The 24,042-nt window shown below is 56.3% G+C and carries 20 protein-coding genes; 18 read left to right on the forward strand and 2 right to left on the reverse strand.

Translation table 11 applies throughout. The features are described from left to right. Window positions 1–41 precede the first annotated feature (41 nt). From BISA_RS00315 to BISA_RS00350, 8 genes are all read left to right on the forward strand, one after another. Complete coding sequence (locus BISA_RS00315; RefSeq protein ID WP_033889530.1) at window positions 42–1,379, forward strand: CHAP domain-containing protein; 1,338 nt, start codon at window positions 42–44, stop codon at window positions 1,377–1,379. A 123-nt stretch (window positions 1,380–1,502) separates the two neighbouring features. Further along, complete coding sequence (gene smpB / locus BISA_RS00320; RefSeq protein ID WP_033889531.1) at window positions 1,503–1,979, forward strand: SsrA-binding protein SmpB; 477 nt, start codon at window positions 1,503–1,505, stop codon at window positions 1,977–1,979. Between the two features lie 209 nt (window positions 1,980–2,188). Continuing rightward, window positions 2,189–3,136 carry an ABC transporter substrate-binding protein gene (locus BISA_RS00325; protein WP_033889532.1) on the forward strand — a complete coding sequence of 316 codons (948 nt, stop codon included), beginning with the start codon at window positions 2,189–2,191 and terminating at the stop codon, window positions 3,134–3,136. A 142-nt stretch (window positions 3,137–3,278) separates the two neighbouring features. Beyond that, the gene (locus tag BISA_RS00330; protein WP_033889534.1) at window positions 3,279–4,223 is read left to right on the forward strand and encodes an ABC transporter substrate-binding protein; all 945 of its coding nucleotides are present in this window, start codon (window positions 3,279–3,281) and stop codon (window positions 4,221–4,223) included. A gap of 160 nt (window positions 4,224–4,383) precedes the next feature. Then, window positions 4,384–5,367, forward strand: coding sequence for an amino acid ABC transporter permease (locus BISA_RS00335; RefSeq protein WP_033889535.1), 984 nt, complete (start codon window positions 4,384–4,386; stop codon window positions 5,365–5,367). 20 nt (window positions 5,368–5,387) lie between these two features. Next, the gene (locus tag BISA_RS00340) at window positions 5,388–6,185 is read left to right on the forward strand and encodes an amino acid ABC transporter ATP-binding protein (protein WP_033889536.1); all 798 of its coding nucleotides are present in this window, start codon (window positions 5,388–5,390) and stop codon (window positions 6,183–6,185) included. A gap of 272 nt (window positions 6,186–6,457) precedes the next feature. Beyond that, a complete protein-coding gene (glmS, locus tag BISA_RS00345) occupies window positions 6,458–8,350 on the forward strand; it encodes a glutamine--fructose-6-phosphate transaminase (isomerizing) (RefSeq protein ID WP_033889537.1) in 1,893 nt (630 codons plus the stop codon). Between the two features lie 5 nt (window positions 8,351–8,355). Then, the gene (locus BISA_RS00350; protein ID WP_033889538.1) at window positions 8,356–9,087 is read left to right on the forward strand and encodes a pseudouridine synthase; all 732 of its coding nucleotides are present in this window, start codon (window positions 8,356–8,358) and stop codon (window positions 9,085–9,087) included. A 6-nt stretch (window positions 9,088–9,093) separates the two neighbouring features. On the opposite strand, the gene BISA_RS00355 is transcribed toward BISA_RS00350, so the two are convergent. Next, entirely contained in the window at window positions 9,094–10,080 is a 987-nt protein-coding gene (locus BISA_RS00355; protein WP_081889936.1) for a LacI family DNA-binding transcriptional regulator, read from the reverse strand. 236 nt (window positions 10,081–10,316) lie between these two features. Between BISA_RS00355 and BISA_RS00360 the strand changes: the two genes are divergently transcribed. The 5 genes from BISA_RS00360 to BISA_RS00380 all read left to right on the forward strand — a co-directional run bounded on the left by BISA_RS00360 (window position 10,317) and on the right by BISA_RS00380 (window position 17,844). After that, complete coding sequence (locus BISA_RS00360; protein ID WP_033889540.1) at window positions 10,317–11,243, forward strand: carbohydrate ABC transporter permease; 927 nt, start codon at window positions 10,317–10,319, stop codon at window positions 11,241–11,243. A 51-nt stretch (window positions 11,244–11,294) separates the two neighbouring features. Then, window positions 11,295–12,299 (forward strand): carbohydrate ABC transporter permease, encoded by a 1,005-nt coding sequence (locus BISA_RS00365; RefSeq protein WP_051917231.1) that lies wholly within the window; start codon window positions 11,295–11,297, stop codon window positions 12,297–12,299. 3 nt (window positions 12,300–12,302) lie between these two features. Beyond that, a complete protein-coding gene (locus tag BISA_RS00370; protein ID WP_033889541.1) occupies window positions 12,303–14,384 on the forward strand; it encodes a beta-galactosidase in 2,082 nt (693 codons plus the stop codon). 547 nt (window positions 14,385–14,931) lie between these two features. Continuing rightward, the gene (locus tag BISA_RS00375) at window positions 14,932–16,275 is read left to right on the forward strand and encodes an ABC transporter substrate-binding protein (RefSeq protein ID WP_033889542.1); all 1,344 of its coding nucleotides are present in this window, start codon (window positions 14,932–14,934) and stop codon (window positions 16,273–16,275) included. 147 nt (window positions 16,276–16,422) lie between these two features. Further along, a complete protein-coding gene (locus tag BISA_RS00380) occupies window positions 16,423–17,844 on the forward strand; it encodes an ABC transporter substrate-binding protein (protein WP_033889543.1) in 1,422 nt (473 codons plus the stop codon). Window positions 17,845–17,850: 6 nt separating this feature from the next. On the opposite strand, the gene BISA_RS00385 is transcribed toward BISA_RS00380, so the two are convergent. Then, entirely contained in the window at window positions 17,851–18,630 is a 780-nt protein-coding gene (locus BISA_RS00385) for a type III pantothenate kinase (RefSeq protein WP_033889544.1), read from the reverse strand. 152 nt (window positions 18,631–18,782) lie between these two features. On the opposite strand from BISA_RS00385, the gene BISA_RS00390 reads away from it, so the two are divergent. From BISA_RS00390 to BISA_RS00410, 5 genes are all read left to right on the forward strand, one after another. Then, window positions 18,783–20,438 carry an ABC transporter substrate-binding protein gene (locus BISA_RS00390; protein WP_033889546.1) on the forward strand — a complete coding sequence of 552 codons (1,656 nt, stop codon included), beginning with the start codon at window positions 18,783–18,785 and terminating at the stop codon, window positions 20,436–20,438. An 87-nt stretch (window positions 20,439–20,525) separates the two neighbouring features. Continuing rightward, a complete protein-coding gene (locus BISA_RS00395) occupies window positions 20,526–21,503 on the forward strand; it encodes an ABC transporter permease (protein ID WP_033889547.1) in 978 nt (325 codons plus the stop codon). After that, complete coding sequence (locus tag BISA_RS00400; protein ID WP_033889548.1) at window positions 21,500–22,396, forward strand: ABC transporter permease; 897 nt, start codon at window positions 21,500–21,502, stop codon at window positions 22,394–22,396. Before BISA_RS00395 ends, BISA_RS00400 begins: the two co-directional genes overlap by 4 nt. Then, a complete protein-coding gene (locus tag BISA_RS00405) occupies window positions 22,396–23,187 on the forward strand; it encodes an ABC transporter ATP-binding protein (RefSeq protein WP_033889550.1) in 792 nt (263 codons plus the stop codon). Before BISA_RS00400 ends, BISA_RS00405 begins: the two co-directional genes overlap by 1 nt. Further along, window positions 23,180–24,028, forward strand: a complete 849-nt coding sequence (locus BISA_RS00410; protein ID WP_033889552.1) for an ABC transporter ATP-binding protein — start codon at window positions 23,180–23,182, stop codon at window positions 24,026–24,028. The genes BISA_RS00405 and BISA_RS00410 overlap by 8 nt, the downstream gene beginning before the upstream one ends. The last annotated feature ends 14 nt before the right edge of the window (window positions 24,029–24,042 follow it).

Consider the following 24,042-nt stretch of genomic DNA (forward strand, 5'->3'; position numbering starts at 1 on the left):
ATGGTGTGCACTTGTATGGCAATGAAAGGATCTTTTCGTCCATGAATAAGACGACCAACACAATAAAACCCGCGCTGGCAGCGTTGACGGCGGGTATGTGCTGCGTGGCCGGATTGGTGATGGCTCCTGCACAGCCTGCTGAAGCGAGCACCTACTCCAATTTGGTCAGCGCGCAGAATCAGCATGCGGCTTCCGTGGCACGCGAGGCGCAGCTCAAAGCGCAGCTGGCCGGTGTCAGCAGCGAGCTTGCAAACAAGATCGTGGAGCTGGACGATCTGACCAACAACAAGATCGTTGCTGCTCAGGATAAGGTTACGCAAGCCAATGCCGATGCGGCCGCCGCTCAGGAAGAGGCTCAGGCTGCGGCTCAGCGTCTCGAAGCCGCTCAAAAAGATAAGGAAACGCTTGAGCAGCAGATTGAGCAGACCGGCAAGGACTATGATGACGCGCATGCCGCTGTGGCTCAGCTTGCTCGAGACAGCATGCATGGTTCTAGCACGTCCGAAGTCATGAGCGTGGTTACTGGTGCCAGCAGCACGCAGGACTTCGTCAATTCCATGCAGTCCCGTGATGCATTGTCTCGCAATGAGGCCAATGCTGCCTCTACGGCTGCCAGTGATTTGAGCACATCTAAGAATCGTGGCGAGCGTCTTGCCGCCATCGAAAAGCAGATTGCCACGCTGAAGACGCAGGCTGATCAGAAGTCGGCCGCGGCGCAAACCGCTGCTGAAAATGCTCAGAGTGAGCGTGATGCTCTCGAACAGCTTCGTGAAGAGGGTGAGCAGCGCCGTAACGAGCTGACCTCGATGGTTTCCAACCTGAAGGATCAGCAGGCGGCCCAGGCGGCTCAGACGGTGTTGCTGGCTTCCCGCGTGGATTCCTACAACCAGCAGTACATCAAGGAACAGGCTGCTGCCGGCGGTCAGGTGAACAATGGCCAGCAAGGTGGTGGCGGTACTGGTGGCGGCACCAGTGGTGGTACGTCTTCCGGTGGCAGCAGTTCGGCTGGTGGTAGCACGGGCCAAGGCACTTCGAATGGTGATGTCGGCAACCGTTACTACCCGGGCCAGTGCACCTGGTACGCCTACAATCGTCGTAAGGAAATGGGCATCGGTACGCCGTCCTACCTGCACAACGGTGGCGAATGGTATCTGAATGCTCCTCGATACGGTTTGCGTGTGGATCATGTGCCTCAGGTGGGTGCGGCATTGTCCTTCCCGCCTGGCGTTGCCGGTGCTGATGGTACGTATGGCCATGTGGCGGTGGTGGAATCTGTTTCCGGAAACACGGTGACGATTTCCGAAATGAACGTCAAGGGCGCATACGTGATCAGCTGGCGAACGCTGTCCAACGCCAGCGCGTATTGGTACGTGCACTGATACGCGGTATGCGCAACGCCTAAGCTGCTCATAGCGAATATGTGAGCTGGACAAGCTATTAAGCTAGACAATCCCCCTCCTATTCTTGGGAGGGGGATTATTGAATGAAAGGAGGGAAACCCTATGGCCAAGGAAACCGGTGAAAAGCTGATTGTGCAAAATAAGAAGGCTCGTCATGACTATGCCATTGAAGACAAGTATGAAGCCGGCATTGCGTTGACTGGTACTGAGGTGAAATCCCTGCGTGAGGGGCGTGCCTCACTGTCTGAAGCGTTTATTTCCATTGATCGCCGCGGAGAGATGTGGCTGGAAGGTGCCAATATTCCCGAATATCTGAACGGTACGTGGAATAATCACGCTCCGAAACGTAAGCGTAAGCTGCTGCTGCATCGTCAGCAGATTACCAAGCTGGCCCGTGGCATCGAAGCCAAGGGTTACACCATTGTGCCGCTGAGCTTGTATTTCAAGGATGGCAGGGTTAAGGCTTCCATTGCGCTGGCTCGAGGCAAGAAGGAATTCGACAAGCGTCAGGCGTTGCGCGAGGAACAAGACAAGCGTGAGGCGTTGCGTGCTATGCGCTACGCCAATATGCGTCACTAAGTACTGTTCCGTTGATGCTGGTGCTCGGCCGCTAAAGGCTCTTCTCTTTTCTGAGAAGAGCCCTTTTCTTATGCCGCTCACAATGATTGGTGTCCACAACGTGAGCAGTATCTCGCAATATTAACCACTCCGTAGCATTGCGAACCTACGCTCTGGAGCCAGCTGGGAAACATACCCGCCCGGTTGACTAGATGGAGAGAGGAAATCCAATGTCTCTAAGCAAGGGAATACAATCCGTGGCCGCAGCTACATTGAGCGCGGCAATGCTTATCGCCGTAGCCGCCTGCGGCACTACCGACAAAGCCGATACCGCTTCGGCCAATACCGACTCCGGTTCATCCAATAGCACGCAAGGATTCGATACCAGCAGCATCAAAAAGGACGATGCCATTGCCGCGCTGCTTCCGGATTCTGTTGCTGGAGATGGCACGCTGACAGTCGGTACCGATACTTCATACGCTCCGGCTGAGTTCTTGGCTGAGGATGGCAAGACGCCGGTCGGTTTTGATGTTGATTTGTCCAAGGCTCTAGCCGCTGTATTTGGTCTTAAGGAAAAGACCGTTTCGTCTACTTTTGATTCGATTATTCCGTCCGTTGGCTCCAAATATGATATTGGCATTTCGTCCTTCACTGTGACGAAGGAACGTCTGGATGCCGTCGATTTCGTCACCTACTTCAAGGCTGGCTCCACTTGGGTAACCAAGAAGGGCAATCCGGACAAGGTGGATACCTCCAACCTGTGCGGTGTCAAAGTGGCTGTACAGACCGGTACTACGCAGGAAGAGGAAATCAACGCCGCCAACGACCAGTGCAAGGCCGATGGCGAGGCTGAGATTGATGTCCAGTCCTCCAAGCTGCAGACTGATGTGACCACCGCTGTGGCTTCAGGCAAGGCATCCATCTTCTATGCCGATTCCCCGGTGGCTGGCTATGCCATTGAACAGACCGGCGATACGCTGGCCGCTCTTGGTGACGATACCGGTGTGACCCCGGAAGCCGTGGCCATAAAGAAGGGCGATTCCGCTACCGCCGAAGCTGTGCAGAAGGCTATGCAGAAGCTGATGGATGACGGCACCTACAAGAAGATTCTTGATACTTGGGGCGTTTCCTCGGGTGCTGTCGACAAGGCTGAAATCAACCCTGATGTATCTGAGTGATACACGCGAGTGATATGGTGTCAGGACTCTGTGCCATGCCAACCAAATCGTATATGTATGCACGTTAGTGTATAACTATACCTAATGATTGATGACGGCCGGCCATCAAGGCCGGTCGCCCAAGAGAAGAAGAGAAACAATTATGCAGTCCAAGAAGCTGAAGACCATCGCGGCCGCCGCTCTCAGCGCGGCAATGCTGTTCACCGCCGCTGCCTGCGGCACCACCGACGAAGCCACCTCTGGTTCTGGTTCCGACTCCGGTTCCGGTGAGGCCAAGGCCATCACCAGCTACGATGTGAGCTCCGTCAAGAAGGATGATGCCATCGCCGCACTGCTGCCCGAATCCGTTACCAAGGATGGCAAGCTGACCATCGGCACCAACCCGTCCTACGCTCCGGCAGAGTTCCTGGATTCCGACGGCAAGACCCAGATTGGCTACGACATGGACCTGGCTCACGCTCTGGGCAACGTGTTCGGCCTGAAGACTGAAATCGTCTCCTCCAACTTCGACACCATCATTCCGGCTATCGGCTCCAAGTACGACCTGGGTATCGCGGCTTTCACCATTACCAAGGAACGTATGGAATCAGTTGATTTCGTCTCCTACTTCACTTCCGGCATGGCCTACGCCGTGGCCAAGGGCAACCCGAACAAGGTTGACGCCAGCGATCTGTGTGGCCTGAACGTCGCCGTGGAAACCGGCACCGTTGAAGAGGAAGCCATCAACGAAACCGCCAAGCAGTGTAAGGCCGACGGCAAGAAGGACATCACCATTCAGTCCTCCAAGCAGCAGACCGATGCCACCACCGCAGTGGTGACCGGCAAGGCCGATGTGTTCTTCGCTGACTCCCCGGTGGTTGGCTACGCCATCGCGCAGACCGATGGTCAGCTCGAACAACTGGGCAAGGACTTCGACTCCGTGCCGAACGCCATCGCTATCAAGAAGGGCGACACCGGCACCACCGAAGCCGTGCAGAAGGCTATGCAGAAGCTGATGGATGATGGCACCTATGGCAAGATTCTGCAGCACTGGGGTGTTGAATCCGGTGCTTTGACCAAGGCTGAAGTCAACCCCGACGTCGAGTGATCGCTAGTCGTAGTTGCTGGCTCAAGGGGTAGCTCACCCTGTATAAAGAATGGGGCGCTTATGTTGCATGTAACACGGGCGCCCCATTCATGCGTTAAGGTGCAACGTTAGTTCTTATGGTCGCCTTCAGCGACCTCAATATGTACACAAGGAATCAACAATGGCGAAGAAAGTAGTTGACGGCGAAGGACTCGACATCCCCAACCGCATCAAAGCCCTACCGGTTAAGCGCCCGGGTCCGATTGTGGCCGCAGTGATTGTGGCGCTGCTCGCCGCAATGCTCATTCAGGGCATGATTACCAATCCGCGACTGGATTGGCCCACCGTGTGGAAATACCTGTTCAACGAGAATGTGCTCGAAGGTATTCGTTACACGCTTGAGCTCACTGTGATTTCGATGGTGGTGGCCATCATTCTTTCGGTGATTCTTGCCATTATGCGCAAATCCATCAACCCCGTGCTGCGTGGTGTCAGCTGGTTCTTCATCTGGTTCTTCCGCGGAACCCCTGTGTACACGCAGTTGATCTTCTGGGGCCTGTTCTCCGTGCTGATTCCCAAGCTTAGCCTCGGCATTCCATTCACTTCCGTTGAATTCTGGAGCATCGACTCCAACGTGGTAGTCACCGCATTCAACGCTGCATGGATTGGTTTGGCGCTGAACGAAGCCGCATACCTTTCCGAAATCGTGCGTGCTGGCCTTGAAGCCGTTGACCCCGGTCAGACCGAGGCTGCAGAGGCACTGGGCATGAACCGTACGCTGATTATGCGCCGTATCGTGCTGCCACAGGCCATGCGTATCATCATCCCGCCCACCGGCAACGAAACCATCGGCATGTTGAAGACTACATCCTTGGTTACCGCAGTGCCGTTCACTCTGGAACTTCAGTTCGCCACCAATGCTATCGCCAACCGAATCTACAAGCCGATTCCGCTGCTGCTCGTGGCCTGCTTCTGGTACCTGCTCATCACCTCCATTCTCATGGTGCTGCAGTCCCGCTTGGAGAAGCACTTCGGCAAGGGCTTCGATGCTCGCGCTATGGGCACTCGCGGCAAGCAGCCGCCGCTGCCGGGTAAAACCGAAGGCGAGCCCAAAGATGATGTGAACAAGCTGAACGAAGCCGCATTCACCGGCATGACCGCGTGAGCAGGAAAGGTGAATCAATCATGACTGAAACTCTTAACAGCTCCGCCGTTGTTCCCGCCATCAAAGCCACGCAGGTACATAAGGCGTTCGGCACGTTGCATGTGCTCAAAGGCGTTGACCTGACCGTGATGCCGGGCACGGTAACCGTGATTCTGGGACCCTCCGGTTCTGGCAAGTCTACGTTCCTGCGCCTGATTAACCAGTTGGAAACCCTGACCGGTGGCTCCATCGAAGTCAACGGCGAACTCGTTGGCTACAAGCATGTGGAAAAGAACGGGCAGGACATGCTGCAGACGCTGAACGACAAGGAGATTGCCGCACAGCGCTCCAAACTCGGCATGGTGTTCCAGCGTTTCAACCTATTCCCGCATATGACCGCCATCGAAAACGTGATGGAAGCACCGGTCCATGTGCAGCACAAGTCCAAGAAGGAAGCCCACGAGCAGGCCGTCGCCGAACTGCAGCGCGTCGGCTTGGGCGACCGACTCGACTACTACCCATCTCAGCTGTCCGGTGGCCAGCAGCAGCGTGTGGCCATTGCGCGCGCACTGGCCATGAAGCCGGAAATCATGCTCTTCGACGAGCCGACCTCCGCACTCGATCCGGAACTGGTGGGCGAAGTGCTCAACGTTATGCGTTCCCTCGCCAAGGAAGGCATGACGATGGTGTGCGTGACCCACGAGATCGGCTTCGCTCGCGAAGTGGCTGATCAGGTGGTGTTTATGGATGGGGGAGTCGTAGTCGAAAAGGGTGGCCCCGAAATCATCGACAACCCAACCGAGCCACGCTTTAAGGACTTCCTACAGCATGTGCTGTAGGAAGGCAGTCATATTACCTCAGCACTGTCGTGCTTCGGCGTCGCCTGCGGGCAGTTCACTGGACTGCCCGCTTGACGGCTCCGCCTGCAGCATGTGCTGTGATTAGTTCTGTAGTTATTTTGTGCAGTTCATGGCCGCTGAGGGAGGCCGATATCTGCTTAGCGACACGCTCCGGGCCGCTCTGGCCAAGTCTTTACGGTCGTACAGCAGATATCGACCTCCCTCAGCTCCTTATGTGAGTACGTTACGCATTGTTGTTAGGCTTATAGGCTATGTGTGGAATTGTTGGATATGCAGGAAATGTTGAAACCGCTTGCGGCAAGCCGCTGGAAGTGTGTCTTCAGGGCTTAGCTCGTCTGGAATACCGTGGTTATGATTCGGCCGGTGTGGCCTTGAGCGCGCCGGGCATGGATAAGGTGGCTGTGCGCAAGAAGGCTGGCCGTTTGAAGAACCTGGTCGAAGACATCGAGCGCAAGCCCATGCCGGCCGCAACCGTAGGCATTGGACACACTCGTTGGGCTACCAATGGTGAGCCGAGCGATGTGAACGCCCATCCGCATACCAGCATGGACGGTAAGGTTGCCATCATCCATAACGGCATCATCGAAAACGCCTCCCAGCTGCGCCTCGACCTGCAAGCTGAAGGTTTCCGTTTCGCCTCCGCCACTGATACCGAAGTGGCTGCCAAGTTGCTGGGCAAAATCGTTGACAAAATCATCGAAGAAGAAGGCCATCCAGACCTGTTCAAGGCCGTACGCCGCATGGCCCGCATGCTTGAAGGCGCATTCACCATTCTTGCCACCGACTGCCGCCAGCCGGATATCGTGGTAGGTGCGCGTCATGATTCCCCGCTCGTAGTGGGATTGGGCGAAGGTGAGAACTTCCTTGGCTCCGATGTGGCCGCATTCGTGGCCTACACGAAGCGTGCTATGGAAATCGATCAGGATCAGGCCGTATGCGTATCCGCAGATAAGGTTGTCGTCACTGATTTCGAAGGCAACGTAATAGAGCATCCGAAGACCTACACCGTGGATTGGGATGCTTCAGCCGCCGAAAAGGGCGGTTGGGATTCCTTCATGGATAAGGAAATCCATGAAGACCCGGCTGCCGTACAGCGCACCTTGCTTGGCCGCTTCGATAAGAACGGCGACATCACCCTCGATGAAGTTCGCATCGACGAACACGACTTCAAATCCATCGACAAAATCATCGTCGTAGCTTGCGGTACCGCAAGCTATGCCGGCCAGGTGGCCAAGTATGCCATCGAACATTGGGTGCGTATCCCTGTGGAAATCGAACTCGCACACGAATTCCGATACCGTGATCCGATTCTGACCCCGCGCACGCTGGTGGTGGCCATCTCGCAGTCCGGCGAAACGATGGATACGCTGATGGCATTGCGTCACGCGCGTGAACAGGGCTCCAAGGTGTTGGCTATCTGCAACACCCAGGGCGCGTCCATTCCGCGCGAATCCGACGCCGTTCTATACACGCACGCCGGTCCGGAAGTGGCAGTGGCCTCCACCAAGGCTTTCGTGGCGCAGATCACCGCCGCCTACCTGCTGGGCCTGTACCTGGCTCAGGTCAAGGGCGCGATGTTCCGTGATGAGATTCATCAGGTGCTTGACTCCCTGAAGGACATGCCGCGCAAGATTCAGTGGGTGCTGGACACGCAGCCGAAGACCATTCAGGCTGCCGCCGAGCGCATGGTGAACGCCAACTCGTTCCTGTTCCTCGGCCGCCACGTAGGCTATCCGGTGGCATTGGAAGGCGCACTGAAGTTGAAGGAAATCGCCTACACCTTCACCGAAGGCTTCGCAGCCGGCGAATTGAAGCATGGCCCGATTGCCTTGGTGGACGAAGGCGAACCTGTGGTGTTCATCGTGCCGCCAGCACGCGGCCGCAATGTGTTGCATGCCAAGGTGATTTCCGGCATCGAAGAAGTCAAGGCTCGTGGCGCATACATTATCGCAGTGGCCGAGCAGGGCGACCCGGATGTAGAGCGTTACGCGGACGTGGTGTTCTGGCGTCCTGCTTGCCCGACATTGATGAGTCCGCTTGTGGATGTGGTGCCGCTGCAGTTGTTCGCAATGGATATGGCCAAGCTCAAGGGTTATGACGTGGACAAGCCACGCAACCTCGCCAAGTCCGTTACCGTGGAGTGAGCCTAATGCCGAGGCCACATCGATTTGTGACTGAGGAACCTCATATTCCGTTTGATTTGGATGTGCTCTATGAGGATGAGCGGCTTATCGTGATTGATAAGCCGCACTTTCTTGCCACGATGCCACGCGGCATGTGGTATCGCGAAACGGCGTTGATTCGGCTGCGCGAGCAGTATGGTGAGCCGGATATCATTCCAGCGCATCGTTTGGATCGTATGACGGCAGGCGTGCTGGTGTTCGTGCGTGATAAGTCATGCCGTGGCGCATATCAGATGCTGTTCCAGAACAAGCAGGCGGTCAAGATGTATGAATGCTTGGCTCCATGCAAGCCGATTAGTCGGCCACGGTTTGGCACAGTGACGCAACTGGAATCGCCTCGGCCTTTCCCACTGCTACGGCGATCGCATATCACCAAAATTCGCGGCATTATGACCGCTTATGAAGAGCCTGGTGCCGTCAATGCTGAAACAATAATCGAGCGCGGTCCACTGGAAGACAGCAAGCAGCTGGTTTGCCGGTACACATTACATCCGAAAACCGGTAAAACGCATCAGTTGCGCGTGCACATGAATTCGTTGGGGCTGCCCATTGTCGGCGACAATTATTATCCACGCATTCAGAATTGCCCTTACGACGATTTCAGTCAGCCACTGGCGCTGGTTGCACGCACATTGACATTTACCGATCCCATCACCGGAGAGTTACTCGAATACACCTCGCGTATGCCGCTTAGCTGATACTGCTCAATTCAGATCACGTACGGAACCTCGTTCAATCAGTTCGGTGGGAATAACGGTTTTGATGCCGGTGGGTACTTTCTCGCCTTCGCATTGACGGCGAATCATCGAAAAAGCGGTCGCTCCAATATCGTCGAAACGCATACGCATGGTGGTCAGATTAAGACGCGGCACCATATCCACCAGCGAGTCATCCACGCCTACGACGCTCACATCTTCCGGTACACGCTTGCCTGCGGATTGCAGGCCTTGAATTGCGCCGTATGCCATCTGATCATTGGCTGCGTAAATCGCTGTGCAATCGGGGTTGTGAGCCAAAGCCACACCTGCCTGGTAGCCGGAATCCGCGCACCAATCACCGATGTACATACTGGGCACAGTTGCGCCCATCTGCTCCAGGGCCTCTCGCCAGCCACGGGCGCGAGATTCGGCGGCACGGGAGGTAGCGGGGCCGGCGATATGGTAGACGGTTTTGTGGCCCTTGCTCATCAGGTAGTCCACGATGGCGGTGGAGCAACCGTATTGGTCGGCATCCACGGTGGGGCAGTAGTCGGCAGCTCCCTCGGAAATCAGTACGACCGGCAACTCCTTTGGCGGCTTGTACCCGATGAAGTCGGAGATGCGTTCCTCAAGCACTACGATGACGCCGTCCACTGGCTGTTGCTGCATACGCTCGATTGCGGCCGCCAAAGTTCGTTCGGAACCATGACGCATGGTTTGAATGGTTACGGAGTAGTCGTCTTCGGCGGCGGAGGAGATGATGGCATCAAGAATGCGGGAGTTGCCGAATGTGGCAGTATTGAACATCACTACGCCGATATCTTGGAATTTACCGCGTTTCAGCGCTCGCGCGGCATAATTCGGGCGATAGCCGAGCTTTTGCATGGCTGCTTCGACCCGTTGACGAGTTTCGGGCTTGACGGCGTCGCTGCCATTGGCCACTCGGGATACGGTTTGGGGAGAGACACCTGCGGCCTTTGCTACATCTTGCATGGAGACTTGTGATGCTCGTGACATAATGACCCCCGGTCAGTATCAACTTCAACTGTGCTCTCTCGAATAATGCCATTCATCATCGAACAAACGGTAACGATAACATCATTGTTTTCGTGACCATTGTATCAGACATGTCTAAAAACCTTGAATTCAACACAAGTGGACAATGTTTGAAATCGTGTTATGATGATAACGCAAACATTTTTATCAACCTTCGAAGGAGAGGGGTTGGAATGGCTTCAGCTGATATCACTGCTGAACCTGTGAAGGCAGGCGAGGTGCGTGTGAACAAGCATAAGGCGGATTGGCGTGGATGGAAGTTCATGTGGCCGTTCGCAGTGGTGTTCATCTTCGTGTTCATCATTCCGATTGTGTACGCCATCTACATTTCGTTCTTCAAGAAGCAGATGATTGGCGGTACCAAGTTCGTTGGCCTGCAGAACTACCAGCGTCTGCTCGTTGATCAGCAGTTCTGGAGCTCGGTCGGCCGCGTGGCCCTGTTCACTGTGGTGCAGGTGCCGATCATGCTGTTCCTCGCGGCTGCAATGGCATTGGCCATCGATTCGATGAAGCTGCACGGCACGAAGTTCTTCCGCATCTCCACCTTCCTGCCTTACGCAGTGCCCGCCGTGGTCTCCACGTTGATCTGGGGCTTCGTATACGGCGCCAAGTACGGTCTGGTCGGCTCCTTCAACGACTTCTTCGGCACCAACATTGATGTGCTGAAGCCTTCCGTGCTGCTTGCCGCCATTGGCAACATCAACACTTGGGAGTTCACCGGCTACAACATGCTGATCTTCTACAGCTCGCTCTCCACGATCCCGCATTCCCTCTATGAGGCCGCCTCGATTGATGGCGCCTCCGAATGGCAGATCGTCAAGTCGATCAAGCTGCCGGAGTTGAAGGGCTCGCTGGCCATCACGGTGATCTTCTCGATCATCGGTTCGTTCCAGTTGTTCAACGAGCCGAGCATCCTGCAGAACATGGTGCCGGGCAACGCGATCACCACGTATTACACGCCGAACATGTACGCGTACAACCTGAGCTTCTCCGGCAACCAGTCGAACTACGCCGCGGCCCTGGCCATCGTCATGGCCGTGATCACTATGGCCATCGCCTACGCGGTCCAGCTCAACAGCATGAAGGAGCAGATGAAGTGATGCGCCGAATGCTGATTGATGAAATGACTGTGACTGTGATTGTGAAGGAGCGTGCGTGATGAGTGCAGCAACAAGTGCCCGCCTGACCGAGGCGGAATTGAGGCTCAGGAGAAGGCCGCCAAGAAGGCCGAGAAGGAACGCCAGAAGCGTATCGCCCGCGATGAGGCTGCTGAGCGCAAGCGCAGCGAGAAGGCCGGCTTCGCGAACGTCAACAATCCGCGCCGCTCCACCCTGATGACCATCCTGTGCGCCATCTTCGCGGTCTACTGCCTGTTCCCGTTCGTCTATCTGGCGATTAATGCCACCAAGACCCAGGCCGATTTCACCAGTACGTTCGGTCTCGGCTTCGGCAAGACTTTTGCCCTGTGGGATAACATCGTCACCGTCTTTACCTATCAGGGCGGTATCTTCGGCCGCTGGCTGATCAATACCCTGCTCTACGTGGTTGTCGGTGCAGGCGGTGCAACCCTGCTGGCCATCATGGGCGGCTATGCACTGGCCAAGTTCCGCTTCCCTGGCCGCAAGGCCGTGTTCGCGGTGATCATCGGCTCCATCTCTGTGCCGGGTATCGCTTTGGCTGTCCCGCAGTTCCTGTTGTTCGCCAAGCTCGGTCTCACCAACACTCCGTGGGCAATGATTATCCCGTCCTTGATTTCCCCGTTCGGCCTGTACTTGATGTGGATCTTCTCCGAGCAGGCCGTGCCGACCGAATTGCTTGAAGCCGCCCGCGTGGATGGTGCAAGTGAGTTCCGTACCTTCTGGACCATCAGCCTACCGCTGCTGGCTCCCGGTATCGTCACCACCGCCCTGTTCACTATCGTGGCAACGTGGAACAACTACTTCCTGCCGTTGATTATGTTGAAGGATGCTGATTGGTACCCGCTGACCATCGGTCTGAACCAGTGGAAGGATCAGGCATCCACCGCTGGTGGCCAGGCCATTCAGAACCTGGTGATCACGGGCTCCCTGATTACGATCATCCCGCTGGTCATCGCCTTCCTGTGCTTGCAGAAGTACTGGCAGTCCGGCCTCGCGGCAGGCGCAGTCAAGGAGTAAGACATGACTGAACACCGTCCATTCAACTGGCCGCAGCCACTTGCCGGCAAAAGCCCGCGCATCTGGTATGGCGGCGACTATAACCCTGACCAGTGGCCCGAGGAAGTCTGGGATGAAGACATCGAGCTGATGCAGAAGGCCGGAGTCAATCTGGTCTCCGTGGCCATCTTCTCCTGGGCCAAGCTTGAGCCGGAAGAGGGCGTCTACGATTTCGACTGGCTCGACCGCGTCATCGATAAGCTTGGCAAAGCCGGGATCGCCGTGGACCTCGCCACCGGTACCGCATCCCCGCCGATGTGGCTTACCCAAGCCCACCCGGAGATTCTGTGGGTGGACTACCGCGGTGACGTCTGCCAGCCGGGCGCCCGCCAGCATTGGCGTGCCACCAGCCCGGTCTTCTTGGATTACGCCTTGAACCTTTGCCGTAAGATGGCCGAGCATTACAAGGACAACCCATACGTCGTCTCCTGGCATGTGAGCAACGAATACGGCTGCCACAACCGTTTCGACTACTCCGAAGACGCCGAACGCGCCTTCCGGAAATGGTGCGAGAAGAAGTATGGCACCATCGATGCTGTCAATGACGCTTGGGGCACCGCCTTCTGGGCGCAGCGCATGAACAACTTCTCCGAGATCATCCCGCCGCGTTTCATCGGCGACGGCAACTTCATGAACCCGGGCAAGCTGCTCGACTGGAAGCGCTTCAGCTCCGACGCGCTGCTCGACTTCTACCGCGCCGAACGTGATGCGCTGCTTGAAATCACCCCTGGAAAGCCGCAGACCACCAATTTCATGGTGTCTGCCAGCGGCACAGGTCTTGACTACGACAAGTGGGGCTACGACGTCGACTTCGTTGCCAATGACCACTACTTCACTCCTGGCGAAGTGCACCTCGACGAGCTGGCCTACTCGGCCTCCCTGTGCGATGGCATTGCCCGCAAGAAGCCGTGGTTCCTGATGGAACACTCCACCTCGGCCGTCAACTGGCGTCCGGTTAACTACCGTGTAGAGCCCGGCGAGCTTGTACGTGACTCTCTGGCTCATCTGGCTATGGGTGCCGACGCTATCTGCTACTTCCAGTGGCGCCAATCCAAGGCCGGTGCCGAGAAGTGGCATTCCTCGATGGTGCCGCATGCGGGTCCTGACTCCCAGATTTTCCGCGATGTGTGTGAACTGGGTGCCGATCTGAACAAGCTGGCCGACGAAGGTCTGTTGGATACGACTCTGGTCAAGTCCAAAGTCGCAGTAGTCTTTGATTACGAGTCCCAGTGGGCTACGGAACATACCGCCACGCCTACACAGGAGGTACGCCATTGTACCGAACCGCTCGCATGGTTCCGTGCGCTTGCGGATAACGGTCTCACCGCAGATGTGGTGCCGGTTCGTGGACCCTGGGACGAGTATGAAGCCGTGGTGCTGCCAAGCCTGACCATTCTTTCCGAAGAAACCTCACGCCGAGTGCGCGAGTATGTGGCGAACGGCGGCAAGCTGTTCGTAACTTACTACACCGGTTTGGTGGACGAGAAGGATCACGTTTGGCTCGGCGGATACCCCGGTTCCATTCGAGACGTTGTGGGCGTTCGCGTGGAGGAATTTGCCGCTATGGGCAATGATTTCCCCGGTGCTATGGATCATCTGGATCTGACTAACGGCACAGTGGCGCATGATTTCGCCGATGTCATCACTTCCGTGGCTCCAACCGCTCATGTGGTGGCTTCCTTCAAGGCTGATAAGTGGACTGGCTTCGATGGTGCCCCTGCCATTACCGTCAACGAATATGGTGACGGCAAGGCGGCATACATCGGTGCCCGCTTGGGCCGTGAAGGCTTGGCCAAGTCTCTGCCAACCCTGCTGGAGGAGTTCGGCATCGATACGCCTGTGGAAGACGATCGCGGTGAAGTGCTGCGCGTCGAACGTGCTGATGCTGACGATGAGAACCACTTCGTGTTCCTGTTCAACCGCACGCATGATATTGCCGTGGTGGATGTGGAAGGCGAACCGCTGGTCGCATCGTTGGCTCAGGTCAACGAGTCCGAACATACGGCCGCCATCCAGCCGAATGGTGTGCTGGTGGTGAAGCTGTAAGGACTGTGCGTATGTGCAGCGCAAGCCTGCATATACCGTAAATCCTGTCTCCTGCTCAAAGACTGGGGTTGCTGGAACTATTTCCAGCAACCCCTTTTATGTTGCCCTGTATCCACCTGAGCGGAGGAAGGCCAACGTCTTAATGACACAAAATATCTGTAAGCCAATGGGAATACAGCTGTTGTAGTGATGCCTTGCCGGTAAAACATGCACTTGTAAGTAATCTGCAGGTGAAATATGTCGAGTTAAGGGTCAAAATCATTGATAACTAGGCGCAAAATGCCTGCAGTAGGTTGTAGGTAGTAAATGTTTACTAGAAAATATCGGTTATGTTTACGATAACACGCCGAGCGTAATTGTTTGCCAATGCTTGACTCCTGTGTATACTGATAAATGTTATCGCAATCATAGTTTTGGAAATGGCGAGAGGAGCCACTTCTCGAGGTTGAGGAGAATTCCAAGGAGTTTGAATCAATCAAAGACAATGATTGCGAACGACAAACATAGTTGAATCGTTCTGGACGATTCGAGGAAGGAGAACAGAACGATGAAGTTCACTACTGCTAAGAAGGCCATCGCTCTCACTGGCGCAGTCGCCATGCTGGCTTCCGTTGCTGCCTGCGGTTCTGACAGCGCTGGTTCTCAGCCTGAGCAGGAAAAGGATGTACAGGAAATTACCGTGTGGGCTTGGGAACCCACACTGACTCAGGTTGCTAAGGACTTCACGAAGAAGACCGGCATCAAGGTCGATCTGAAGAACGTCGGCACCAACACCAAGGAATACACTCAGCTTGATAACGCCATCGAGGCCGGCAACGGCGCTCCGGATGTGGCTCAGGTCGAATACTACGCCATCCCGCAGTACGCCATCAAGGGCAATCTGCTGGACATCACTGACAAGACCTCCGGCTACTCCGACTTCTACACTCCTGGCCCGTGGGCATCCGTGCAGTTCGGCGGCAAGGTTTACGGTCTGCCGATGGATTCCGGCCCAATGGCCTTCTTCTACAACAAGGAAGTCTTCGACAAGGCCGGCGTTGATGCCACCCAGATCAAGACTTGGGACGACTACTACGAGGCCGCCAAGAAGATTCACGCTCTGGGCGACAACTACTACATCACCTCCGATACCGGCGACGCTGGCTTCTATGATTCGATGACTTGGCTTGCTGGCGGTCAGCCGTTCAAGACCTCCTCCGATGGTTCCGAAGTGACCATCAACCTGACCGGTGACGAGAACGTGCAGAAGTTCAACGAGTTCTGGCAGAAGATGCTGGACGAGGGCCTGCTTGACACCAAGACCGCTGGCTGGTCCGAGGATTGGTTCAAGGGCATGGTCGACGGCACTATCGCCTCCCTGCTCACCGGTGCTTGGATGCCTGCAAACCTTGCTAACTCCGCTGCTGGCGGCGCTGGCAAGTGGCGTGTGACCCAGATGCCGACCGCTGACGGCTCCGCAACCAACTCCGAGAACGGTGGTTCTTCGCTGGCTGTGCTGTCTTCCTCCAAGAAGGCTGAAGCTGCCTACAAGTTCATCGAGTACGCTAACCACGGCGATGGCGTGGCCACCCGTGTGGCTGGCGGCGCATTCCCGGCAGACAAGGCTTCTATGGAATCCGATTCCTTCAAGAACGCCACCACTGTGAAGAACTCCGATGGCGAGGATGTGGACTACTTCGGTGGTCAGAAGTACAACGAGGTTCTTGCTCAGGCTGCTGAGAACGTCTCCTCCGACTACCAGTTCCTGCCGTTCGAAGTCAAGGCTCGCACCATCTTCGGCGACTATGTTGGCAAGTCCTACACCGGCAATCAGAAGCTCGCTGACGGTGTCGCTGCTTGGCAGAAGGCACTGCAGGATTACGGCAAGGATCAGGGCTTCACTGTGAAGTAAGCCTCACGGTTCCAGTCATAACTTCATAAACTGATTAGCAAAAGCCTCGGGTGCAAATGTGCTCGAGGCTTTTGCTTTTGCTGTATTGCTTATGTGCGATTGCGCAGAACGCGGCTGACACGCAGGCATACTAGTAGACTCAGCACTATGAGTTTGATTGACCGGCGAATCAGAAGGATAGCAACCGCAGCAGTGGCCGCCATCCTTTCCGTATCCCTCGCATCATGCGGGCAAGCCACCCAAGATAATCGCACTGAAATCACAGTGTGGAGCTGGGAGCCCAGCATGGGCAAGGTCATCAGCCGATTCGAGAAGGCCAATCCGGACATCAAAGTCAATTGGACCAACATTTCCGGCTACAACAATCTCAACACCGCCATCCAAGACGGTTACGGCACTCCAGACGTGGCGCAAATCGAATACTATGCACTGCCACAGTATGAGGTTTCCGGCCAGCTGCTGGACCTGACCGACCGCATCGGCTCCGATTACGCGAACTTCTTTACCCTCGGCACATGGTCTTCCGTACAACTCGCCGGCCGTACGTACGGTCTGCCGATGGATTCCGGTCCGATGGGATTCTTCTACAATCAGGATGTATTCGAGCAGGCCGGCGTTGACGCCACCCAAATCAAGACATGGGACGACTATTACGAGGCCGCCAAAAAGCTCAAGGACATTGGCGTATATATTGCAGCCGATGCCGGTGACGGCAGCTTCTACGATGCGATGATCTGGCTCGCTGGCGGCCAACCATTCCACACTTCCTCAGATGGTAAAACCGTGACCATCGACTTGGACCATGATGCAGGTGCGCAACGTTTCACTGCATTCTGGCAGAAGATGATCGATGAAGGTTTGGTAGACACCACTTCGGCTACATGGTCAAGCCGATGGAAAAGCCGCGTAGGCAACGGCACCATTGCCTCCGTATTCATGGGGGCATGGATGCCATCGATGTTGCTCTCCAATGTGCCAGGCGCGGCAGGTTTGTGGCGTGTGACCACTATGCCCACATATGATGGCAACCCAACTAATGCGGAAAGCGGCGGCTCAGCGCTCGCCGTGCTGCAGCTCACACGCAAACCGGATGCAGCATACCGGTTCGTGGATTTCGTCACCCATGACACACAAGGCATCAGCGCACGCGTGGCGGGCGGCGCGTTCCCCGCGGATTATGCGACGCTGAACTCCGAGGATTTCTTGGATAAAACCACCATTACCAATGAAAGCGGTATGGAAATCCCGTATTTTGGCGGGCAGAAGTTCAACCGTGTGCTTTCCGAGGCCGCCGAGGATGTATCTGTGGGATACCAGTATCTGCCGTTCGAAGTGTATGCGCGCAGTGATTTTGAAACCACGGTGGGCAAAGCATATAAATGGTCGAGCAGCTTCCAGGCATATCAGCGCAGGCAGGCCGCCATCGATCTGGGATGGAAGGATGAGGACGGCAATCCATTGCAGCCTTTGGAAGACCCGGGCAAAAAGGTGAGCCTTGAAGATGGCCTAACCCAATGGCAGAAAGATCTGAAGGAGTACGGCTTCAATCAAGGCTTCACCATTAAATAGCGGTCGCTAGCGCATATTGCGTGCGTAAATGTGCGCCATGCCCTTGAAAATCAAGTCCGGGTCGTACACATCGATGAGATCGGTGTCGTCGGCAAACACGCGGCCCAGGCCACCGGTGGCGATTACCTTGAAATCCTCGCCATCAAGCTCCTTGCGGAACTGGTTGATGGTACGCTCCACGCCACCCAAAAACGTGTAATACAGGCCTGCCTGCATGCAGGTCTTGGTATTTGTGCCCAGAATCGTAGACGGGCGGGTGATTTCCACTTCCGGCAGCTGTGCGGTATCTCCCCAGAGGGCCGCGGCGCCTGTGCGAATGCCGGTGGTGATCACACCGGAATCGATCACACCACGAGCATCCACATGCGTGAACGTGGTCGCCGTGCCGAAATCAGCCACCAGCACGGGGCCGCCGTATTCGTTATAGGCTCCAGCGCAATCGGCCAGAATGTCCGCGCCGAGCGACTTCGGATCATCCACGCGCACGTTCATACCGGTTTTGATGCCGGGGCCAATCACCATCGGCTCAATATCAAAGAATTTGATGATTGATGAGCGGAAGGAATGCATCACCTTCGGTACCACCGAGCAGATGATCACATCATCCACATCGCGCGGAGTGAAACCGCTCATTCTCAGGAATTCAGTCAAAAACAGACCATATTCATCCGACGTATGGTTCGCCTTGGACGTGATACGATACGTGCCCACGTTCGTGCGGCCCGTCTCACCGTCCAAAAAACCAATCACAATATTCGTATTGCCGATATCAACGGCGACCAGCATGATAACCCTCCAGCGTTGAGATGGATTTCATGGCCAATTCTACGCACCTTCTACGCACCCGCGCCTATGATTGAACTTCGGTGGTCGACCCGATTTAGGCGGCCAACCGATTGCAACGAATAATTACATCAAGGAATGACAGAGGAAGAACTATGTCTCAAGACAATGGTGTGCACGCTCAGGGCGGCGCAACCGGCGCAAATGGAGCAACCACGGATGCGAGCCTGGCTTCGCGCGCCAAAAATCCGAAGAAGAACGGCCCGAAATGGTGGCTGATTTCCCTCATCGCCGTCATCGTGGCAGTAGCCGTGGTGATCGGCGTAACTCTGGCGTACAGCAAGAAGGATGATTCCACGAACGCTTCCGCTGGCAACATGTATGCGGACACCGTGACCATCGGCCTCAAACTGGCCCCCACCAACCTTGACATCCGCAACACCGCGGGCTCCGCGCTCGACCAGGTGCTGATCGGCAACGTGTACGAAGGCATTGTGGCCCGCGACTCCAAGAACCAGGTAGCACCCGGCTTGGCCTCCAGCTGGGAGGAATCCAAGGACGGTCTGACCTACACTTTCCATCTCAACAAGAACATGGCCTTCTCCAACGGCGATAAGTTGGACGCTGAGGATGTGGCATGGTCCATCAACGAGCTCATCGACAAGCAATACCATGATGCCGACGCGCTCACCGCCTTGAGCAAGGTGGAAGCCAAGGATGCCGACACCGTGGTCATGACGCTCAAAACCCCGAACTCGAACCTGTTGTGGACTCTGACCGGCCGCGCCGGCTTGGTGTTCGACAAGGACGCCAAGTATGACCTGAAGACCCAGGCCGTGGGCTCCGGCCCGTACACTGTGGCCAAGTTCGTCGAGAACGATTCCATCACGCTGAAGGCCAACGAGAAGTACTGGGGCAAGAACAAGGCCAAGACGCCGACCATCGTCATCAAGTATCTGGCTGACGACAATGCCGCCGTGAATGCGCTGAAGTCCGGTGATGTGCAAGTGCTCGCCCCAATCACCGAAACCCTGGCCGGTCCGTTCAAGTCCGACTCGGCCAAGTACACGGTGAAAGCCGGCAACGGCACCGACAAGTATGTGCTCGGCTTTAATAACGCTTCCGGCTCCAAGCTCGCCGACAAGCGTATACGCCAAGCCATCCGCTACGCCATCAATCACAAGGAGATCATCGCCTCCCGTGGTGGCGCAGACAAGGCACTCGGTGGCCCGATTCCTTCCCTCGACCCCGGTTATGAGGATTTGACCAAGCTGTATCCGTACGATCAGGCCAAGGCCAAGTCGCTGATGGAGGAAGCCGGTTATTCCGAAAGCAATCCTCTGGAATTGAGCCTCACCTACGCCAACATCTACGGCACGGAAATCGGCGACCAGCTGCGCTCGCAGTTGAAGCCGATCGGCATCGATCTGAAGGTCAACGTGGTGGAATTCTCCACCTGGCTGCAGGATGTGTACACCAACCATGATTTCGACATTTCGTTGGTGGACCACAACGAAAGCCACGACTTCTACTCTTGGGCCGATCCGACCTACTACTTCGGCTACGACAACGCTGAAGTGCAGAAGCTCTACAACGAGGGTGTGGCCGCCACCACCGACAAGGAGCGTGACGCCAAGTTCGCCGAAGCCGCCAAGCTCATCTCCGAAGATGCGCCGGCTGACTGGCTGTTCAACTACCGCATCACTACGGTTACTGCCAAGGGAGTGAAGGGCTTCCCGTTCGACCTGAACCAGACCGTCCTGCCCCTCTACAACGTGACCTACTCGCTCGCTGAATTCAATCAGCAGTAGTGTTATTCCCCGGCTCCCCTCTTTGAGGGGAGCTGTCAGCTCAGCTGACTGAGGGGAGCCAAAGATGCTGGAGCAAAGGAGCTGCATATGCGATTTGTGATTCGCCGACTGCTGCTGTTTGTAGTGGCACTGTTCGGCATATCCGTGGTGGTGTTTGCGGCTTTGCGCATCTTGCCCGGTGATGTGGCATCCATCATGGCCGGTATCAATGCACCCGCCAGCCGCGTGGCACAATTGCGCGAACAGCTTGGCTTGAACCGGCCACTGATCGCGCAATACTTCGATTGGATGGGTGCGCTGGTTACCGGAGATTTTGGTACTTCGATTCTGACTGGCCGCTCCGTTACTTCCCTGATTGGTGCGCGTGCATCCATTACCTTCCCGCTGATTATTCTGGGACTGCTGATTGCAATGGCCATTGGACTGCCGCTCGGTTGTGCAGCAGTGTTGGCGCGTTCGCCTCGCGTGCGTGCGGCATTCCATGTACTAGCTATTATCGGCGGCTCTGTGCCCGCATTGTGGGGTGGCCTGCTGCTGATTCTACTGTTCGGCAAAGGCGTTGGGGTCGTCGGTATCCTTCCTTCGCAAGGCTTCCCGTTGGACGGCTGGGAGCAACCGGGCAGCGCGATAGTGTCGTTGATTCTGCCGGCGCTCACGGTCGGCATTATCGTCGGTGCTTCGCTGATGCGCTACACGCGCGCAGCACTTGGGGATTTGGCCAGTTCCGGCTATATCGATATGGCTCGTTCCTGCGGCATGACCCGCACCCAAGCGGTGCTCAATGTTGGCTTGCGTCTCGCTATGCCGCAGTTGGTGTCGGTCATCGGCTTGACGTTCGCATCCATGATCACCGGCGTCATGGTCATCGAAAACCTTTTCGCCCTGCCCGGTATCGGCAATGGTCTGGTCACTGACGTGGGCAATCGCGACCTAATTGCTGTGCAAAGTGAACTATTCCTGCTTGCCGCATTCTTCTTAGGGATAGGGCTGATTGTGGATGTGCTGCATCGTATTCTCGACCCGCGTTTGAAGAACGCCGGCAGCGTTGCGGAGGTGAACGCATGAGCAAACAGAGGCCTAACAAGCTGGGAATTATTGTGCGATCCATCTGGCAGCGTGGCGAGGGCAAATTCACGCTGATTGTACTCGCGCTTTGGTTGGCCGTGGCGCTGGTTTCGCTGGTCTGGACGCCGCAATCATTGTGGACCACTGATGGCTACCATGTGTGGGCCAAACCGTCTGCCGCGCACTGGCTTGGCACCGACGGCACAGGTGCCGACGTGTTCAGCTGGTTGATGGCTGGCTCGCGCACCAACCTGTTGATTGTGCTGCTCACTGTAGTGGTGTCCGCTCTGTGGGGATTACTGCTTGTCGCCGCAATGGTGGCGCGTAATTCTGCGCTCGCCAGCACGTCCGTCGTGGTAATTGACGCGCTGATTTCCATTCCGACCGTACTGATTGCGCTGATTCTTGCTGTGCCGATGGGTGCTTCCATTACTGTGATTGTGATTGCCTGTGGATTTGGTTATGGCCTCAATCTTGCCCGTGTGGCTCGCCCGGCTGCTCTGCTGGCTGCCCGTTCGGCCTATGTGGAATCAGCCCTGGCCAATGGTGCAAGTGGATGGCGAGTATTAATCAGCCATATCATCCCAAATATTCTGCCGGTGCTGGCCGTGCAGTTGTCACTCTCTGCGGGCACTGCGGTGCTGGCTGAATCCGGATTGACGTACCTTGGCATTGGCGTGCCTTCCGGCGTGCCAAGCTGGGGACATTCGCTTGCCACTTCAGTCAAGCTCATCAATGTATTTCCTTTGACCGTGCTTTGGCCGGGTCTGATTGTTACGGTGGTTGTTGTGGCGTTGAACGTGTTCGGTGACGTGTTGCGCGATGCCATCGATCCAGTGGCGAATCCAGCCTTGCGGCAGACGGCTAGCGTTGCCGAGAAAGAAGGCAAGTGATGAGCGTTACCGTAGAAGGCTTGAATATTGCCATCGGTAGTAAGCCGATTGTTGCTGATGTGGATTTGAACATTGCGGACGGTGAACGAGTAGGACTTATTGGCTCTTCCGGCTCCGGTAAATCCATGATTTCCAAGGCTATGCTGGGATTATTGCCGCTGAACGCCACGGTATCCGGTTCCATTACTTTAGGAGATGCTCAGGTTGTAGGCGCTCCCGAGCGTGAGCTTGCGGACTTGCGCGGCCGTTACGTGGGCACGGTATTTCAGAATCCAGCCGCTTCGCTGAATCCGGTGATGACGGTGGCTCAGCAGATGGGACTGCCGTTGAAGCTTCACTATGACCTCACTGAAGCCGAACGATCTGAGCGCGTGGCCGCAATGCTTGGCAAAGTCGGGCTTCAAGAAGAGGTTGCAGGCAAGTATCCGCATGAGCTTTCCGGTGGCCAGCAGCAGCGCGTTGGCATTGCCACGGCATTGATTACCTCACCGCGATTCATCATCGCCGATGAGCCGACTACCGCCTTGGACTCGATTACGCAACGTCAGATCGTTGATTTGCTGACCTCACTGGTGGATGATGCTGGCGCCTCGATGCTGTTCATCACCCATGATTTTTCCGTGCTCGCGCACGCCACCACGCGCTGCTATGTGCTGGAATCCGGGCGTATTGTGGATTCCGGAGCGACTGCCGACGTGCTGGCAAACCCGCAGACGCCCGAATCCAAGCGCCTGGTCTCCGCAGCCCGCAGCCTCACCCTCCGCAACACCAAGGAGGACCTCCATGAGTGATGAATTACTGCTTGCCGCGCGCAATATCAACGCATCCTTTGCGGATCGCAATATGCGTCGTGGACTGTTCGATTTCGGCCGTACGCCTCGCCGCCAAGTGCTCTTCGACGTCTCCGCGGAAGTCAAAGCGGGGGAGTGCTTGGCCGTTATTGGCGCCTCCGGTTCGGGCAAAACCACGCTGACTCGCATCATGCTTGGCCTTGCCGCCGCTGATTCCGGCCAGATCGAATACCGTGGCGCTGAAGTTCGTCACGGCTCGGAAGGTATGCGCACATTGCGAGCCGAATCCTCCATTGTGTTCCAAGACCCGTTCTCCTCGCTCGACCCTCGTTGGACTGTCGAACGCTCGGTCTCCGAACCTTTATGGCTGCGCCGCCGCGCGCTCGGATTTGCTGCCGACGAAGTCGAAGGCAAAACCGCACAAGCATTGGCCCGAGTCGGGCTCGACCCGCGTGAATTCATGGGCCGCTATCCATGCGATCTATCCGGAGGCCAAGCCCAGCGTGTAGCCATCGCCAGAGCCATCGTCAACGAACCGCGCCTGATTCTGGCTGATGAGCCGATGAGCGCCATCGATGTGGCCGCCCGCGTGCAAATCCTGGAAACCTTCCAGTCGATTCTTTCCGGCGAAGGTTCGCGAGCCATAGATTCAAACACTGGTCAGCCCATTAAACCGGCCATCATCATGGTTTCGCACGACCTTGGCGTAGTACAGCACATCGCCGATCGTATTCTCGTGCTGCACGAAGGCAAAGTAGTCGAATCCGGCACCGCCGAAACCGTGCTCAATAATCCCCAATCCGACTACACCCGCCAACTCATCGCCGCAGCCTCGCTATAGTCGGTGCTGTAGCT

The organism is Bifidobacterium saguini DSM 23967, from assembly GCF_000741715.1.
Lineage (GTDB): Bacteria > Actinomycetota > Actinomycetes > Actinomycetales > Bifidobacteriaceae > Bifidobacterium > Bifidobacterium saguini.

Coding starts and splice junctions, on each gene's coding strand:
- glmS (WP_033889537.1), top strand. CDS start 6,458: ATGTGTGGAATTGTTGGATATGCAGGAAATGTTGAAACCGCTTGCGGC.
- BISA_RS00395 (WP_033889547.1), top strand. CDS start 20,526: ATGCGATTTGTGATTCGCCGACTGCTGCTGTTTGTAGTGGCACTGTTC.
- BISA_RS00385 (WP_033889544.1), bottom strand. CDS start 18,630: ATGCTGGTCGCCGTTGATATCGGCAATACGAATATTGTGATTGGTTTT.
- BISA_RS00360 (WP_033889540.1), top strand. CDS start 10,317: ATGGCTTCAGCTGATATCACTGCTGAACCTGTGAAGGCAGGCGAGGTG.
- BISA_RS00410 (WP_033889552.1), top strand. CDS start 23,180: ATGAGTGATGAATTACTGCTTGCCGCGCGCAATATCAACGCATCCTTT.
- BISA_RS00405 (WP_033889550.1), top strand. CDS start 22,396: ATGAGCGTTACCGTAGAAGGCTTGAATATTGCCATCGGTAGTAAGCCG.
- BISA_RS00340 (WP_033889536.1), top strand. CDS start 5,388: ATGACTGAAACTCTTAACAGCTCCGCCGTTGTTCCCGCCATCAAAGCC.
- BISA_RS00355 (WP_081889936.1), bottom strand. CDS start 10,080: ATGCAAGATGTAGCAAAGGCCGCAGGTGTCTCTCCCCAAACCGTATCC.
- BISA_RS00400 (WP_033889548.1), top strand. CDS start 21,500: ATGAGCAAACAGAGGCCTAACAAGCTGGGAATTATTGTGCGATCCATC.
- BISA_RS00315 (WP_033889530.1), top strand. CDS start 42: ATGAATAAGACGACCAACACAATAAAACCCGCGCTGGCAGCGTTGACG.
- BISA_RS00330 (WP_033889534.1), top strand. CDS start 3,279: ATGCAGTCCAAGAAGCTGAAGACCATCGCGGCCGCCGCTCTCAGCGCG.
- BISA_RS00335 (WP_033889535.1), top strand. CDS start 4,384: ATGGCGAAGAAAGTAGTTGACGGCGAAGGACTCGACATCCCCAACCGC.
- BISA_RS00375 (WP_033889542.1), top strand. CDS start 14,932: ATGAAGTTCACTACTGCTAAGAAGGCCATCGCTCTCACTGGCGCAGTC.
- BISA_RS00380 (WP_033889543.1), top strand. CDS start 16,423: ATGAGTTTGATTGACCGGCGAATCAGAAGGATAGCAACCGCAGCAGTG.
- smpB (WP_033889531.1), top strand. CDS start 1,503: ATGGCCAAGGAAACCGGTGAAAAGCTGATTGTGCAAAATAAGAAGGCT.
- BISA_RS00325 (WP_033889532.1), top strand. CDS start 2,189: ATGTCTCTAAGCAAGGGAATACAATCCGTGGCCGCAGCTACATTGAGC.
- BISA_RS00350 (WP_033889538.1), top strand. CDS start 8,356: ATGCCGAGGCCACATCGATTTGTGACTGAGGAACCTCATATTCCGTTT.
- BISA_RS00370 (WP_033889541.1), top strand. CDS start 12,303: ATGACTGAACACCGTCCATTCAACTGGCCGCAGCCACTTGCCGGCAAA.
- BISA_RS00390 (WP_033889546.1), top strand. CDS start 18,783: ATGTCTCAAGACAATGGTGTGCACGCTCAGGGCGGCGCAACCGGCGCA.